This window comes from Caballeronia grimmiae, assembly GCF_000698555.1.
GTDB lineage: Bacteria > Pseudomonadota > Gammaproteobacteria > Burkholderiales > Burkholderiaceae > Caballeronia > Caballeronia grimmiae.
Genome location: NZ_JFHE01000002.1, coordinates 115,483 through 130,587 on the forward strand (window position 1 = coordinate 115,483; position 15,105 = coordinate 130,587).

12 protein-coding genes are annotated in these 15,105 nt (G+C 62.7%); 3 read left to right on the forward strand and 9 right to left on the reverse strand.

Annotated features, from left to right (window positions below):
- Positions 1-285 precede the first annotated feature (285 nt).
- Together BG57_RS02815 and BG57_RS02820 are read left to right on the forward strand one after the other, a co-directional pair.
- A complete protein-coding gene (locus BG57_RS02815) occupies positions 286-1,392 on the forward strand; it encodes a right-handed parallel beta-helix repeat-containing protein (RefSeq protein ID WP_229753966.1) in 1,107 nt (368 codons plus the stop codon).
- 194 nt (positions 1,393-1,586) lie between these two features.
- Positions 1,587-1,829, forward strand: a complete 243-nt coding sequence (locus BG57_RS02820; RefSeq protein WP_035960063.1) for a hypothetical protein — start codon at positions 1,587-1,589, stop codon at positions 1,827-1,829.
- Between the two features lie 113 nt (positions 1,830-1,942).
- Here the strand turns inward: BG57_RS02820 and BG57_RS02825 are convergent, their stop codons facing one another.
- The 9 genes from BG57_RS02825 to BG57_RS02865 all read right to left on the reverse strand — a co-directional run bounded on the left by BG57_RS02825 (position 1,943) and on the right by BG57_RS02865 (position 13,938).
- Complete coding sequence (locus BG57_RS02825) at positions 1,943-3,139, reverse strand: glycosyltransferase (RefSeq protein WP_035960064.1); 1,197 nt, start codon at positions 3,137-3,139, stop codon at positions 1,943-1,945.
- Positions 3,136-4,311 carry a glycosyltransferase family 4 protein gene (locus BG57_RS02830; protein WP_035960066.1) on the reverse strand — a complete coding sequence of 392 codons (1,176 nt, stop codon included), beginning with the start codon at positions 4,309-4,311 and terminating at the stop codon, positions 3,136-3,138. Before BG57_RS02830 ends, BG57_RS02825 begins: the two co-directional genes overlap by 4 nt.
- 15 nt (positions 4,312-4,326) lie before the next feature.
- Complete coding sequence (locus BG57_RS02835) at positions 4,327-5,493, reverse strand: glycosyltransferase family 4 protein (protein WP_075583082.1); 1,167 nt, start codon at positions 5,491-5,493, stop codon at positions 4,327-4,329.
- Positions 5,490-6,860 (reverse strand): murein biosynthesis integral membrane protein MurJ, encoded by a 1,371-nt coding sequence (gene murJ, locus BG57_RS02840; protein ID WP_035960392.1) that lies wholly within the window; start codon positions 6,858-6,860, stop codon positions 5,490-5,492. Before murJ ends, BG57_RS02835 begins: the two co-directional genes overlap by 4 nt.
- 10 nt (positions 6,861-6,870) lie before the next feature.
- Complete coding sequence (locus tag BG57_RS02845; protein WP_035960067.1) at positions 6,871-7,956, reverse strand: SDR family oxidoreductase; 1,086 nt, start codon at positions 7,954-7,956, stop codon at positions 6,871-6,873.
- A gap of 35 nt (positions 7,957-7,991) precedes the next feature.
- Positions 7,992-9,269 carry a Vi polysaccharide biosynthesis UDP-N-acetylglucosamine C-6 dehydrogenase TviB gene (gene tviB / locus BG57_RS02850; RefSeq protein ID WP_035960068.1) on the reverse strand — a complete coding sequence of 426 codons (1,278 nt, stop codon included), beginning with the start codon at positions 9,267-9,269 and terminating at the stop codon, positions 7,992-7,994.
- A 70-nt stretch (positions 9,270-9,339) separates the two neighbouring features.
- Positions 9,340-11,586 (reverse strand): polysaccharide biosynthesis tyrosine autokinase, encoded by a 2,247-nt coding sequence (locus BG57_RS02855; protein ID WP_052005589.1) that lies wholly within the window; start codon positions 11,584-11,586, stop codon positions 9,340-9,342.
- A gap of 318 nt (positions 11,587-11,904) precedes the next feature.
- Positions 11,905-12,711, reverse strand: a complete 807-nt coding sequence (locus tag BG57_RS31105; protein ID WP_052005590.1) for a class I SAM-dependent methyltransferase — start codon at positions 12,709-12,711, stop codon at positions 11,905-11,907.
- Positions 12,712-12,912: 201 nt separating this feature from the next.
- Positions 12,913-13,938, reverse strand: coding sequence for an AraC family transcriptional regulator (locus tag BG57_RS02865; RefSeq protein WP_035960069.1), 1,026 nt, complete (start codon positions 13,936-13,938; stop codon positions 12,913-12,915).
- 171 nt (positions 13,939-14,109) lie between these two features.
- Between BG57_RS02865 and kce the strand changes: the two genes are divergently transcribed.
- On the forward strand, positions 14,110-15,048 hold the full coding sequence (gene kce / locus BG57_RS02870) for a 3,5-dioxohexanoate:acetyl-CoA acetone transferase (protein WP_035960070.1): 939 nt from the start codon (positions 14,110-14,112) through the stop codon (positions 15,046-15,048).
- Positions 15,049-15,105 lie beyond the last annotated feature (57 nt).

The following is a 15,105-nucleotide window of genomic DNA, read 5'->3' on the forward strand; positions in this document are numbered from 1 at the left end:
TTCGGAATTGTCATACCACGTTCTGTATCATACGGACCCGGTATCGGTATTAGATACTTTGCGCGTAAGCGTTATGAAGTAAGTTTGACCGGCATTCGTGGCCTTGCATGCTTTGGGCAACTTTTTTCGCCCCGGTTGAACGGCTTTGCATTCGTCCGATTTCGGTCTCGACGGACATTCCTTTTCCTCAGTCGCCTATTAATAACGTCAAGCACAATGCTATTTTCCAAAGATAATCCCGTTTCTTCCGATCAAACTCACAACCCGCTTTTCACCCGCCGCAAATTGCTGAACGCAGTTGCCGCCTGCACCGGTGTGATGGTGCTCGCCGCTTGCGGCGGCGGCAGCGCCGATGATCTCGCGGCCACCGACAAGCGGTGGCGTCGCAACCCGGCCGCGGCGACCACGGCGGCGGCATCGAGCACCAGCGTTGCATCGTCGACGCAAGCAGCGGCCAGCACCGCGACGTCCGGCACGGTCGTCAACGCAAGCTCGTTCGGCGTGAAGGCCGACGGCGTCACCAATGACCGCGTCGCGCTGCAGAAAGCCATCGACGGGTCCGTCGGCAAGATCCTGCTGATTTCGGGCAAGGTCCGCATCGACTCCGCAGGCGTCGACCTGCGCACGAATTCGCATATCCGCTTCGCAACCGGCGCGTCGATCAAGCTGCTCGCGCACAGCACGCCCAGCTACCAGATCATGCGTATGTGGGACGTGAACAACGTGCAGATCGAGAACGCCTACCTCGACGGCAGCAAGGAACTCAATTCCGCGACCAACGATCCGAACGAGGGCGGTCAGGGCATGGGCCTTTCCATCGCCGGCGCGACGAACGTCACGATCACGTCGCCGACCACGATCAACTGCTGGGGCGATGGCGTGTACATCGGCAATTCGTATCGCACGCGCACGACGCCGAGCAACGGCGTGACGATCACGAAGCACGTTTCGGACGGCAACCGCCGCCAGGGCGCGACGATCACGAGCGGCAGCAACATCACGTTCGATACGCCGACGTGGTCGAACACGAAGGGCACGATGCCTTCGGCCGGCCTCGACATCGAGCCGAACGACAACAACGCGGTGCTGCAGAACATCAAGGTCATCAGCCCGACGACCAACAACACGCGCTACGGCATCCTCGTGTATCTCGGCGCGTTGCCGGGCCCGGTCGCGAAGAACGTGTCGATCGACATCACCAATCACCGCGACAACGCCGCTTATCACGTGGCGTATGCGGTGGGCGGCCTGCAACTGAACGGCCGTACGGTGACGGGTCACATCACCAGCGACAAGCCGGTCTACATGCACTCGGCGCTCGGCTTCAGCAAGACGGACTGGGACAACGCCGGTCCTTCGGTCGAAGTGACCAACATGACGTACACGCGTTAAGCGAAAGCGTTTAGCCGTCGATGAGAGGCCGGCGCGTCAGGCCGGCCTCTCTTTCACGCAACTGTCTTTTTCTGACAATCACCTGCACCCACCCTCAACTTTCGGCGGAAAATGCCGAAAACTAATGGCATGGATGCTGCTCTAAGTAATCCCGGCTGCGGGATTACCCAGCGTCGATCCGTCTTGGAGAGGGAATGGACTTCGCCACTACTGTCGGCACGATAGTGTTCTTTGCTGTCGTCGCGCTCGCCTTGCTGGCGGCGGCCGACGTGCTGCTGCCTTCGCGCCGGCGGCATCGGCGCGCCAAGGGCAGCGACGAAGGCGGCGGCGATCGATCGCCCGGTCTGCGGGGCGGCCTGCGCGGCCCCATGCACGAGCCGGACGAACTCGAGCCCAAGGAAGCGGGGCATTCATCGCGCTCCAGTCATCAGAAATGACTCTGCCTGTGCAAATTCTGCGTTCTTGACAGCATGCCGCGCCGCAATCGGTGGCGCATGCGCAATCATCAGTCTGTCAGTCGACGCCCGACGCAATCTCCACATCCAGCCGTTCACGCATTGAGCCGTTCAGCGCGCGATTCGCGCAACGCGTTCGTCGTACGGATATAGGTCTCCTCATAGCGTCGCCAGCTCGTTTCGATCGAAAACACCCGCTCGATCCGCTCACGAGCCGCCAAGCCCAGCCTCGAGCGTTCTTCCGCAGGCATCGTCAGCATGTCGATGAGTGCGCGCCCCAATGCGTCCGCGTTTTCAGGCGGCGTCACCAGACCCGTATCGCCGATGAGCCATGCCGTATCGCCCACATCCGTGGCCACGCAAGGCACGCGGCAGGCCATCGCTTCGCCGACGACAGTCGGCAGTCCTTCACTGCGCGACGACAGGCAGAACACGTCGAGTCCGGCGAGCAGCGTCTCGGGATGACGCAACGCGCCGAGCAGACGCCCCGCATGCGCGACGCCTGCCTTATCGAGCAACGACACGAGTTCGCGATTGTCGCCATCGAGCCCGCGTCCCGCCATCACGAAGCGGCAGTCCGGCAACACGTCGAGCACGCGACGCATCGCGGCGATGAAGTTCGGATAGTCCTTCACGGCGTGATATCGCCCGACGATGCCGACCACCGGCGCATCCACGTCGAAGCCGAGATCGCGGCGCAACGCATCGCGCGCTTGCGGCATCGGCCTGAAGACATCCAGCTCGAAGCCATTGGGAATCACCGTCATCTTTGCCGCGCAATAGCCGCCCCGAACGTGCGATCGCATCGCCGCTTCGCCGCAGCATACGATCGAATCGGGCACGCGCGAGGACAGCACGGCGCACGCCTTCGTGACCCAGCGCGTCATGCGGCTGCTGCCAGTCGAACGCAGGTCCGTATGATGGATGCCCCATACGAGCGCCGGACGCGGCGCGCGTGATCCGCGCAGGCGTCGCCAGGCGTTGGCGGCATGCAGCGCGAGGCCGCCCATCAGATCACCGTGATAAAGCCAGCTTTGCACGACATCGGGATCGAGTTCGTCGAGCCAGCGCACGAGCGTCGCGAACTTAGCAGGCCCGGGCGCACCGGGCCGCATGCCGAGAATGCGAACTTCCGCGCCGGCTTCGCGGATGCGCGCAGCGAGCGTGTCTTCCGGCGACAGCGATATAACCGTGTGCCGTACCCCGCTTTCACGCGAAGTGCGTATGAGCCGATACAGCAGCATCTCGGCGCCATCTGCCGGCAGCGCGGTGATGACGTGAACGATCTTCACGGCGCAATGCCGACCGACGACGGCGCGGCCTGACGCACCGGCGCAAGCGTCTGATAGACGCCGAGCGTCTTGTCGATGACGATGGCTTCGTCGAACTCGCGCAGCGCCTTGTCGCGCGCGGCGAGGCCGAGCTTGCGTGCGAGCGCGCGGTCGTCGTCGATGAGGCGCATCGCATTGGCGAGCGCGACGGCATCGCGCACCGGCACGATCAGCCCATCCTCGCCGTTCACGCTGACGACTTCGCGACAGCCCGGCGCATCGGTGGTGATGAGCGGCAGTGCGCAAGCAGCGGCTTCAATCAGCGATTTCGGCAAGCCTTCGCGATAGCTCGGCAGCACCATGACGTCGGTGTCGGCGAGCAGCGCGGGCATGTCGCTGACGTGGCCTCGCCATTCGACGAGCCCTTCGGCGACCCAGCCTTCTATCGTCGCGCGATCGATGGACGCCGGATTGCCCGCATCCGGCATCCCCGCGAGAATGAAGCGGATCGTGCGGCCTTCGCGCTTCAAGACGCGCGCTGCATCGATGAACTCGGCAATGCCCTTGTCCCACAGCATGCGCGCGGCAAGCAGCGCACGCAGCGGCTCGCGGGCGGGCGGCGCGTCGCCGGAACGCGCCTGAAAGCGCGCGCAATTCACGCCTGAGCCCTTGATGAGATGCACGGCGGTGTCGTCGACGAGGCGCGCCTTCTTGAACATCTGCACGTCGTCCGGATTCTGAAGGATGAGCGCGCAACCCTCGCCGTCGAGCGCGAGCCGCAACACGCGGCGCACGACCGGACGCAACAGACGCGCCTTAATATCGCGGCTCGTGAACACATAGCCGAGTCCCGCAACCGAGTTCACGCGCGCCGGCACGCCCGCGAGCTTTGCACCGAGCGAGCCATACACGGCGCTCTTGATGGTGAAGCCATGCACCAGCGTGGCGTGTTCCTCGCGAAACAGCCGCGCGAGCCACAGCACGAGATTCAGTTCGCGCAGCGGATTGAGGCTGCGGCGGATCATCGGCACCGCATGCCAGCGAAAGCCCAGTTCGCGCAGACGCGGGCCGTATTCGCCGGGCGGCGATATCAGCACGACTTCGTGGCCCATGTCACGCAAGCGATACGCGAGCGACAGGCGAAAGTTGTAGAGATACCAGTCGGTGTTGGCAAAGAGAATGACTTTGTTCATGGCCCGGATCTCCGTTCAAAGCACTTGCCGCTGATGGTTCTGCATGCCAATTGCCGCAGGCTGTTGCGCGTTCCCTGTGCATGCGCCGACGCGTGCGAAGAGGTCGTCCCATATGCGGAGAATCGCGTTGACCGCGTATCGCTCGCGAATCGATTGCGCGCCTTTGCGTGCAAGGTCCGCGCGCAGGGCTTCATCGCCGAGCAGACGAGCCAGAGCGTCCGCGAGCGCATCGCGGTCGTGCGGCGGCACGAGCAGCGCATCTTCGCCACCGCGCGTGATATCGCGCGGGCCACTCGGACAATCGACAGCGACCGCCGGCACGCCGAGCGCCATGCTTTCGGCAAGCGCAAGCCCGAAGCCTTCGAAGCGCGACGACATCGCGAACGCCTGCGCGCGCCGCATTTCCAGCCACGGCTCGTTCGTTACACCGGGCATGAACACGCGCTCCTCGAGGCCGAGCTGATCGATTTTTGCCTGCAACGCAGCGCGTTCGGCGCCTTCGCCCCAGATGGTCAAGTCCCACTGCGGGAAGCGTTGCGCGATCGACGCGAACGCATCGATCAGTAATCCGTAGTTCTTCTGAGGATGCAGCCGCCCGAACGATACGAGGCGCATGCGGCCATCGGCGCTCGCGGCAGGCGCGGGCTGCGAGAACAGTTCCGGCGGCAGCGGATTCGGCATGACGGTCATATGCCGCACGCCCGGCACCATCGCGCGGAACGGTTCGACGACGTTCTCCGTCAGCACCGTCACGGCGTCCGCGTGCGGATACGCGATGCGCGTCGCGAAATTCCAGAACGCGGGGCGGCCATCGGCGGAAGGATCATTGTGCTCGCAGAGGATGAGCGGCACGCGCTGGCCCATCGTCGCAAGCACGCTCGCCACGTTGACGTTATATAAAAAGGAGATGACGACATCCGCGCGGCTTTCGCGTATCAGCGTTCGCAAGGCAAACTGACGTTCGATATATCCGGCCACGCCGCCACGGCTCTTTCGCACGCGGTCAGCGAGATGAATGAAGCGGACCTTTTCCGACAGTGCATAAAAGCACGGGCGCTTGCGGCTATAAGTAGCGATCAGCGTGACGGTGTCGCCGCGCTCGCTCCATGCGTTCACGAGCGTGGCCGCGACGCGCTCCGCGCCGCCGCTTCCCATCGAGCTGACCAGCAGCGTGATGTTCATCGAACGGCGCCTCCCGTGAGATTGGCTGGCGGCACGCGCCGCGTGATCATCATCGTGACGAAGAACACGGTCGCGTGCATGAAGCCGGTGGCGACCAGCACGCCCGGCATGCCGATCCACCGCGTCAGCAGCGCATTCGCGACGACCTTCACCGCGAAACCGAGCGCGGTCACGATGGCCATGTCCTTGTAGCGGCCTTCGACCGACAGCAGGTTCATCATCACGAGCGACGCGAAGTAGAACGGCAACTGCACCAGCGCGTAGCGCATCAGGTCGGCGACGAGCACCGTGTTCTGCGCCGTGAACGCGCCGCGCTGAAACAGCACCTCGACGACCCACGGCGCGAGTGGATACGCGATGACCGCGGCGCCCGCGCCTGCGCCGAGCGCGAGCAGCGACCACTGGAACGCGGTATGACGTGCGCGATTGACGTCGTCCTTGCCGAGAATGTCGGACAGAACCGGCAGCGTGCCTTGCGCGATCGCGAGCGCACCCATGCTCAGCAGCAGGCCGAAGACACGATTCGCATAACCGAGCGTGGCGACGGCGCCATCGCCCAGATGCGCGACGAAATACTGGTCGATGGCCGGCGAGCAGCACACGACGAGCTGTCCCAGCATGTAGACGCGCACCGCGTGATAGATCGGCTGCCAGCGGCGCGACTTGAACGTCAGGCTCAGGCGGCTGTACCTGCCCTCCACCTTGCCGGCGAGCGGCCACAGCACGAGCACGAGCGCCATATAACCGAGCAGCGTGCCGTACATGAGCGGCGTCATCGCGTTGTTGCCGGTGACGAAGAGCACCAGCAGCAGCGTCATGACGGCGGGCAGGCCGTCGAGCAGCGTCGCGATATGGCGTTCGCGCGATTGCAGCCGCGTCGAATAGGCGGTGACGACCATGATGAGCACACCGATAGGCGCCATCGCGATCATCATGTGATGCGCCATCTCGCGCGTCTGCGCGGATAGATTGCCGGCCATGAAGTTGATGACATACGGCCAGACGATGTAAATGATCGCGGTGAACACGACACCGACGACTATCGCCCACGTGAGCAGTTCGCCGAGAAAGCGCGTCTCTTCATCGGCGGATTCGCGGCGCAGATCGACGAACACCGGCACGAGCACGATCGCGAAGACGGCCGAGCAAGCGGCGGGCAACCACGAGACGAGCGTCAACGTGATCTGATAGGCGTCGACCACGTTGCTGATGCCGTAGCGATACGCAATGACCATCTCCTTCGCCGCACCCGCGCAACGTCCGAGCAAAACGAAGATGGCCACCCGCGCCATGCCCCGCGCCGCGCGCAGGTGGTCCGGGTGAAGCTGCAAGAGGCGGTTCTTCAGTGCAGCAAATTGTGAGATCAACGCATCTGCCTCATGTCCCGCTGCGTGCGGCCGAAGGCGCATGTGCGCCGATTGGCCCGCGATCAGCTTGTTCTGAAAGGAAGCGGATGTACCACGGCATGGCGCGTTCGATGCCTTCCGCGAAAGCCACCTTGCGCCCGTAACCGAGCAGGCGCTCGGCTTTGGAGACATCGGCTTGCGAATGACGCACGTCTCCCGCGCGGAATGGCCCGTACTCGGCTTCCCGGCGGCTTTCGATGCCATGCTTGGCGAGTGCCCGCTTGAGTTCCTGATACAACTGCCTGAGCGTCGTGCGATCCCCGACCGCGACGTTGTACACCTGTCCCCGCGCCGCTTTATCCGCCACTGCCGCGAGAATGTTGACCTGCACCACGTTATCGATGAAACAGAAGTCGCGGCTCGTTTCGCCATCGCCGTTGATGGTGATGCCCTCGTCCTCGATGAGCGCGGCGGTCCATTTCGGTATCACTGCCGCATACGCGCCTTCGGGGTCTTGCCGCTTGCCGAACACGTTGAAATAGCGCAGCCCGGTCGCATGGAAGTCGTAAGTGCGCGCGAAGACGGATGCGTATAACTCGTTCGCATACTTCGTCACCGCATACGGCGAGAGCGGCTGCCCGATGCGGTCCTCCACCTTCGGCAGGCCCGGATGGTCGCCATAGGTGGAACTCGAAGCGGCATACGTGAAGCTCTGAACTTGCGCATCGCGGGCGGCGCACAAAATGTTCAGAAAGCCGCTCAGGTTGACGTCGTGCGTCGCGATGGGATCGCGCACCGAACGCGGCACCGAGCCGAGCGCTGCTTCGTGCAGCACGTGATCGACGCCTTGCATCGCGCGCCTGCAGTCGTCCATGTTGCGGATGTCGCCTTCGATGAAACGAAAGCGCCGCCACTGGCGCTCATCGACGGCGCTGCGCACTTCATCCAGATTGCGTTGATGCCCGGTCGCGAAGTTGTCGAGCCCGACGACATGCTGATCGAGCGAGAGCAACGCCTCCAGCAGATTCGAGCCGATAAAGCCGGCCACGCCGGTGATCAGCCAGGTTTGCGGACGCGTGCGCAACGCTTCGCACACGGATTCGTATCGGTCGGGCATCGGGGTCTCCGAATGTGCGCTCGCCTGGACGCGGGTCACAGGCGCAGATCGCTTGCATCGGCGGGAAGCACGTATTTGAGGTCGTAGACCACGTGCTGATCCTTGCCGAACGCATGCAGCGCCGCCGCGCCCATCTCCGCGAACTCGCGATGCGATACCGCGAGCACGATCGCGTCATAAACGCCTTTAACCGGCTCTTCGATCGGCTGGATGCCGTACTCGTGGAACGCATCCTCGCGCGAGATCCAGGGATCGTAGACATCGACGTTAGTGCCGTATTGCTTCAGTTCGGTGACGATATCGACCACGCGCGAATTGCGCATGTCGGGGCAGTTTTCCTTGAACGCGAGGCCCATCACCAGCACGCGCGCACCGGGAATGTAGATGCGCGCCTTCGTCATCGCCTTCACGAGTTGCGAGACGGCGTAGGTGCCCATGCTGTCGTTCAGGCGCCGTCCCGCGAGGATGATCTCGGGGTTGTAGCCGATGGATTGCGCCATGTGCGTCAGATAATACGGATCGACGCCGATGCAATGCCCGCCGACGAGACCCGGCCTGAAGTTGAGGAAGTTCCACTTCGTGCCGGCTGCTAGCAGCACGGCTTCCGTGTCGATGTTCATCTTGTTGAAGATGATCGACAGCTCGTTGACGAGTGCGATGTTCACGTCGCGCTGCGTGTTCTCGATGGCCTTGGCCGCTTCCGCCACGCGAATGCTGCTGGCCTTGTGCGTGCCCGCCGTGATGATCTGACGATAGAGCGCATCCACCGCTTCGGCCACTTCGGGCGTCGAACCGGACGTGACCTTCTTGATGTCCGGCAGGCGATGCAGCTTGTCGCCCGGATTGATGCGCTCGGGACTGTAGCCCGCGAAGAAGTCCACGTTGAAGCGCAGCCCCGACACGCGTTCGAGCACCGGCACGCATTCCTCTTCGGTCACGCCGGGATACACGGTCGATTCGTAGATGACGACGTCGCCGGGCTTCAGCGCCGAGCCGATGGTTTCGCTCGCGCGCAACAGCATGCCGAGGTCCGGGCGCTTGTGTCGATCGATCGGCGTCGGCACGGTCGCGATGAACACGGTGCAGTCCTTGAGCGCGGCGGGATCATCGGTGAAGGCAAGTGTCTCGGCGGCGCGGAGCTCGTCGTCGGCGACTTCCAGCGTCGCGTCGTGTCCTTCCCGCAGCGCATCGATGCGGTGCCGGTTCACATCGAACCCGACCACCTGATGATGCTTGCTGAACTCGACGGCGAGCGGCAGGCCCACATAGCCCAGGCCGATCACAGCGATTTTCTGGTCAGTAAGCGAACGCATGAAGTCTCTCCAGTCTCGTAGCAACGCGTAGATAGGATGCTGCGGGTGTCCTGCTTCGCGCGGGGTGCGCTTATTCGGGCGCGGATTCGTAGTTGTGCGCGACGTAGGCGCTGCTGCCATAACGTCCCGCGAGCGCCTTGTCCGCCGTATGCAGCGAGACGCCGTTGAGCAGGACGCCGGTCACGCGTGCGCCGGTCTGATTGAGCCGCTTCATCGACTCCTTGATCTCTCCGACGCGCGTCCGTCCATACAGGCCCACGAGGAAGATCGATGCGGCGGCGGGAGCGATCGCGCCCGCATCGGAAACGGCCAGCACGGCCGGTGCATCGACGAGCACGATGTCATAGAGCGACGACGCTTCCTGAATGGTCTCGCGATACTTCGCGCTCAACAGCAGCTCGGCCGGACTCGCCGGATACGGGCCGCCTTGCAGCACATCGAGATTGGGCAACACCTCGCGATGGATCGTGCCTTCGAGCGTATGCGTGCCGAGCAGAATGTTCGCGAGCCCCGGCCCCTGCTGAATGCCGAATTGCCGATGCAGATAGCCCTTGCGCAAGTCCGCATCGACCAGAAGCACGCGCGTGCCGCCCGATGCGAGCACCGTAGCGAGGTTCGCGGACAGAAACGACTTGCCGACGCCCGGCAGCGGGCCCGCGATCATCACCACGTTGTTGCGCGCGCCGACCAGCGTGAACTGCAACGCCGAGCGCAGGATGCGCAACGCCTCCACGGTCGGGTCTTTCGGAAACTGCGACGCGAGCACCGCCTGACGCGGCGCCGTGCCGTTGGCGACGCTCGACAGCGCCGGCTGACGCGCACTTTGCGGGATCGTCGCGAACACGCTCAGGCCGGTCTCGATCTCGATCTCCTGGGTATCGGTGACGCCCCGGAAGATGCGATCGAGCAGCATCGCAAGGCCGACGGCGAAGAACATGCCCAGCGCGAGCCCGATTGCGATAGCCAGCCACTTGATCGGCTTGACCGGCAGCTCGGGCACGTCGGCGGTGTCGATCAGTTGCACCGATGCCGCCTTGCCCGCCTTGATCAGCATCATCTCTTCGATGTTGTTGCGCAGCGCCGTATAAAGGTCCGTGCTCACGCGGACGTTGCGCAGGAGACGCAGCGCGCCTTGTTCTTCCATCGGCATCGAACGGGTACGGTCGTTCAGCTTCGCGAGGAACTGTTCCGTTGCGGCGATCTGCTTGTCGATGGAGGTGATGCGCGGGTGCGCCGTCGAAAACGTGGTGGTGAGGTCGTCGCGCGTGTGGCGCAAGGAGAGCAATTGCGCGTTGGCGTCGGCGGTTTGCTTCAGCAACAGGCGATTGGTTTCGTCGGTATCGAGCATCGCGTTCTTGTCGCGATACGAGTTGTACGCGTTTTCCGCGTCTTCCATCTGACGCTTCAGCACCGGCAACTGCTTCTGCAAGTACGTCAGCGAGTTCTCCGCGATCACCGCCTTGCGATCGCCATTGAGCCTCACGTACTGGCGTCCGATTTCGTTGATCGTCGCGGCCACCTGCACCGGGTCGGCGCTTTCGAGCGTCACTTTCAGCACGCTCGACTTGTTGCCCTGTTCGCTGATCTTGACTTGACTCTGAATCGCGTCGATGGTCAGTTGCCGCGAATAGTGCACGACGTCGAAGCCGACGCCCGGATTGCCCTTCATCGCGGTGACGAGCAGCCTCACGGGACCTTGTGGCGTCTGCACGAGCAACACTTCGCCGACGGTGCCGACGACCGGCGTGCCGAGCGCGGCATTGCTCAGTTCGTACTGGCCGTCGGCGCGCGCCGTGACGGTGAACTTCGCACCTTCCAGCTGGCGCGGCACGTCGAAGTCAGGAACGCTGATCGATTCATCGCCCCAGGCGTAATTGCCGAAGCCGAACAAGCCCGGTTCCGACAGCTTGCCGTCGTGATGCGCGAGACGGTTGCCGATCACCGGGAAACGTCGCGGATACGCGCTGATATAGAGCTTGAGCGCATCGACGGCGCGGGAGACGACGAGCTTCGAGCCGAGCACCTGCATCTCGCCTTCAGCCGACGAGCGGTCGTCGAGCGTCGGAAGCATGTTGCTCAGCGGGTCGCCGGGGCGCGAATTCGATACGTCCTTGTTGTCCTCGACCTTGATGAGGATCGCGGACTGATAGATCGGCGGGCTCAGATACGCGTAGGCGGCGGCGAGCAGCACGGTGAACAGGACCACCAGCGCGATCAATACGCGATGGTTGATCATTGTATCGATTAGCGAAGCAAAGGGGATCTCGTCGCCGTTATCTGAAACGGCTTCATCAGACGTTTTGACTTTGGAAATCATGTTGAGCAGGTCCCGGCGCGTGTGGTTGGCTCAAACGGATTTGGGTGGACCTATTTCGGCGCTTTTCCTTTCGCGTTCATAAGGAAAGCAAATAATCCAGGCCCCGATACGTGAGAGAGAATTGCGCGTGGTGGAACCGTAGCAGCCTGCATTTTGCGGGTATGCGCGGAAGCCCACATTGCAGCCCGCGGCCGGGTTTTGGCGAGCTAATAAAGCTTGCGAAGCGATTAATGTGGGTATGCCTAATCTATTTTCCGTGACAGAAGCAAGCGCATTCAGTATCGGTATTTATCCGTATCGGGCATTTCATCTAAACAATCAGGTTTTCGTTGTCCAGATGAATACGTCCTGCCGGGTTTCCGCGCCGTAGCCTATCTCTTCTTCCGCATAGTCGACCGACGAAGCGAAGCGCCGCTCGAGCAAGGGCGATGAATCGAACACATGTGCGCAAATGGGATTGAAATAGACCACGGAGAACGCTTCGATCGAACCGCTCTCATATGCAGCCGAAAGATTCGCGAGAAGCCGCGCCATCAGTTGCGCGCCGAAAGGATTGAACATGAACACGACGAGCTTGCCCGGCGGAAATTCGAGTTCGAGCGCGTCGGCGGCATACGCGTGCATCGGCACGCGTTCGGGGAAACGTCGGGCGACGATCGCCGCATTGCGGTTGGCGATATCGACCAGATGCGCGGCCAGGTCGTAACCGATGACCGCGCGAAACGGAAACTCGGTCGCGACGATCATCGGCCGGCCCTTGCCGCAACCGATGTCGATGAAAGTGTGATCGCGCAGGTCGCCGAGTTGAGCGAGCGCGCAGCGAATGAGGCTCGGTTGCGAGCCCATATAGGGGAAACTCGTCGCATCGACGCCGTCGCCGTAAATCGCTTCGGGAGGCTCGATGCCGCCGGTATTCGTGCCGAGCATCCTGTCGATGGGATGCGTGCGATAGCAGCCGGAATAAACCACCTTGAGAATCGGCACACGCTGCGCGTATTTGCGGATTGACGGCGCAAAAAGCAGCGTCTGCACCGGATCCGGCAGCGATGCGACAGCAGCGATCAAAGGCCACTTGATGCTGCGTTTCACGCGCGTCCTGAATCCGCCGATCGAAGTCGTGTTCATTGCCGATGCCCTCGGTGAGTGATCGCTCAGTGAGTGATTAATACGGACGCACGGAATCAACGACTAGCCGGCAGAGCGCGGGCTTCGCACGTTATAGCTTTCGGGTTCCTTCGTGAATGTGCCTTTGCGCACAGAGCGTTCGCGCCCGCTGTTCGTGTGAGGAATAGCGGCGTCGAATCGCAGTCCGTATCAAAGCCGGGACTATCGACGCAGCTCGCCCGGCCCCTTGCCCGTCCAGCGCTTGAGCGCCCGGCGGAAGTTCGCGGCGTCGCTGAAGCCAAGCAGCATGGCGACGTCATCGGTGCTCATCTTCGTGGTCTTCAGATATTCGAGCGCAAGGGAGCGGCGCACGTCGTCGACGATCGCGAGGAACGACGTGCCTTCCGCTTCCAGACGCCGCCGCAAGGTCCGCGTCGTCATGTTGAGCATCTGGGCCACGGCTTCCATGCCGGCGAAGGTGCCCGGCGTGCTCATCAGGATCTGATAGACCTCGCCCGCGACGCCCGCCGATGTCTTCGCCTGCCCGATCAGCCGGTCGCACGTCTCCTGCAACAGCGTGGCCGTGAGCTTGTGCGCAAGCTGCGGCTTGCGATCGAGAATCGCGCTGTCATACACGAGCTCGCATTGCGGCTGATCGAAGAAGCACGGGCAGTCGAGATACTTCGCATACAGGTCGGCGTGTGCGGGCGCGGGATACGAAAAGCACGCCTTGACGGGCGGGCAGCGGCTTCCGGCGACATCCTGAAGATGCGTGACGTGCTGCGTGTACTGCTGCTCGATGACGAACTCGCGCAGTTCGCGTGAAGGGCTCGACACGAACGCATCGGGAAAGGTCCAGACCATCCTGTCCGGATACTCGGTCCATTCGATCGCGACCGTGGGCGTCGCGAGACGGTGATACTTCACGCCCAGTTTGAAGTACTCGCGCAGCGAGAGGCACGACATCAGCGCGTATCCGTACATGCCGTAAGCCGACAGATGCAGCCGCATGCCGACCTTGAACGGCGTGGCGGGATCGCACGAAAGCGACACCGCGTTTCTGCATACCGTCGCATATTGCGCAACCGAGGTCAGCACGGCGGCGTCGTAGATCTGGTCGGGACGCACATCCGTGCCGCGCAGGCTGTCGGCGGGCGCGATGCCTTGCTCCGCCAGCACTTCCACCAGCGCGGCGATCTTGTAGGGCGCGTATATGCGCTCGTTGTAAGGCGGGCGGCTCGTGGCCACGGCATCCCTCTGCGTCGTGTGTTTGCGGTCGTGTTTTGCGTTGTCCTCGGCGGACTCTCGCCTGTCCGAAAATGACCTTTCGAGCGCGATGCTATCCCACTAATATCGCCCTCACAAGATGCCGCGCGCGATCGACGCGCGGCACGGACAGTAGATAGGGAGGGACGCAAGATGAACACGAGCGACCGGAAGGTCATCATTTCGTGCGCGGTCACAGGCGCCACGCACGTTCCGTCGATGTCGGAGCATCTGCCGCTCACGCCATCCGATATCCGCACGCAGGCCATCGAAGCCGCCGAGGCCGGCGCGGCGATCATCCATCTTCATGCACGCGATCCGCAAGACGGACGCCCGACGCCGAGCCCGGACGTGTTCCGCCAGTTCGTGCCGCAAATCGCGGAAGCCACCGATGCGGTCATCAACATCACGACGGGCGGCAGCACGCGCATGACGCTCGGCGAACGCCTCGCGTATCCGCTGCTTGCGGCGCCGGAAATGTGCTCGCTCAACATGGGCTCGATGAACTTCTCGATTCATCCGCTCGCCTCGAAGATTTCATCGTGGCGTTACGACTGGGAGAAGGATTTCGTCGAAGGCATGGAAGACATGATCTTCCGCAATACCTTCAGGGACATCAGGCACATCATGCTCGAGCTTGGCGGCAAGGGCACGCGCTTCGAGTTCGAATGCTACGACCTCGGGCATCTGTACAACCTCGCGCATTTCGTCGATCAAGGGCTCGTGAAGCCGCCGTTCTTCATTCAGTCCGTGTTCGGGATACTCGGCGGCATGGGTCCGGACCCGGAGAACATGACCGTCATGCGCTCGACGGCGGACCGTCTGTTCGGACGCGAGAACTATCACTTTTCCGTGCTCGGGGCGGGACGTCATCAAATGGCGCTCGTCACGATGAGCGCGATCATGGGCGGCAATGTGCGCGTCGGTCTGGAGGACAGCGTGTACATCGCCAAGGGCGTGAAGGCGGAATCGAATGCGCAGCAGGTGCGCAAGATACGGCGGATTCTCGAAAAGCTGTCGTTCGAGATCGCGACGCCCGACGATGCGCGCCGAATGCTGGGCCTGAAAGGCCCCGACAAGGTCACGCCATGACGTGACATCGAGCAACGCATCACGAATATCGATAAAAAAGACACATACGGAGACACC

What these genes read in the sequence shown, in the direction of transcription:
- BG57_RS02820 (WP_035960063.1), top strand. Translation starts at nt 1,587, where the DNA reads ATGGACTTCGCCACTACTGTCGGCACGATAGTGTTCTTTGCTGTCGTC.
- BG57_RS02830 (WP_035960066.1), bottom strand. Translation starts at nt 4,311, where the DNA reads ATGAACAAAGTCATTCTCTTTGCCAACACCGACTGGTATCTCTACAAC.
- BG57_RS02835 (WP_075583082.1), bottom strand. Translation starts at nt 5,493, where the DNA reads ATGAACATCACGCTGCTGGTCAGCTCGATGGGAAGCGGCGGCGCGGAG.
- BG57_RS02845 (WP_035960067.1), bottom strand. Translation starts at nt 7,956, where the DNA reads ATGCCCGACCGATACGAATCCGTGTGCGAAGCGTTGCGCACGCGTCCG.
- tviB (WP_035960068.1), bottom strand. Translation starts at nt 9,269, where the DNA reads ATGCGTTCGCTTACTGACCAGAAAATCGCTGTGATCGGCCTGGGCTAT.
- BG57_RS02855 (WP_052005589.1), bottom strand. Translation starts at nt 11,586, where the DNA reads ATGATTTCCAAAGTCAAAACGTCTGATGAAGCCGTTTCAGATAACGGC.
- BG57_RS31105 (WP_052005590.1), bottom strand. Translation starts at nt 12,711, where the DNA reads ATGAACACGACTTCGATCGGCGGATTCAGGACGCGCGTGAAACGCAGC.
- kce (WP_035960070.1), top strand. Translation starts at nt 14,110, where the DNA reads ATGAACACGAGCGACCGGAAGGTCATCATTTCGTGCGCGGTCACAGGC.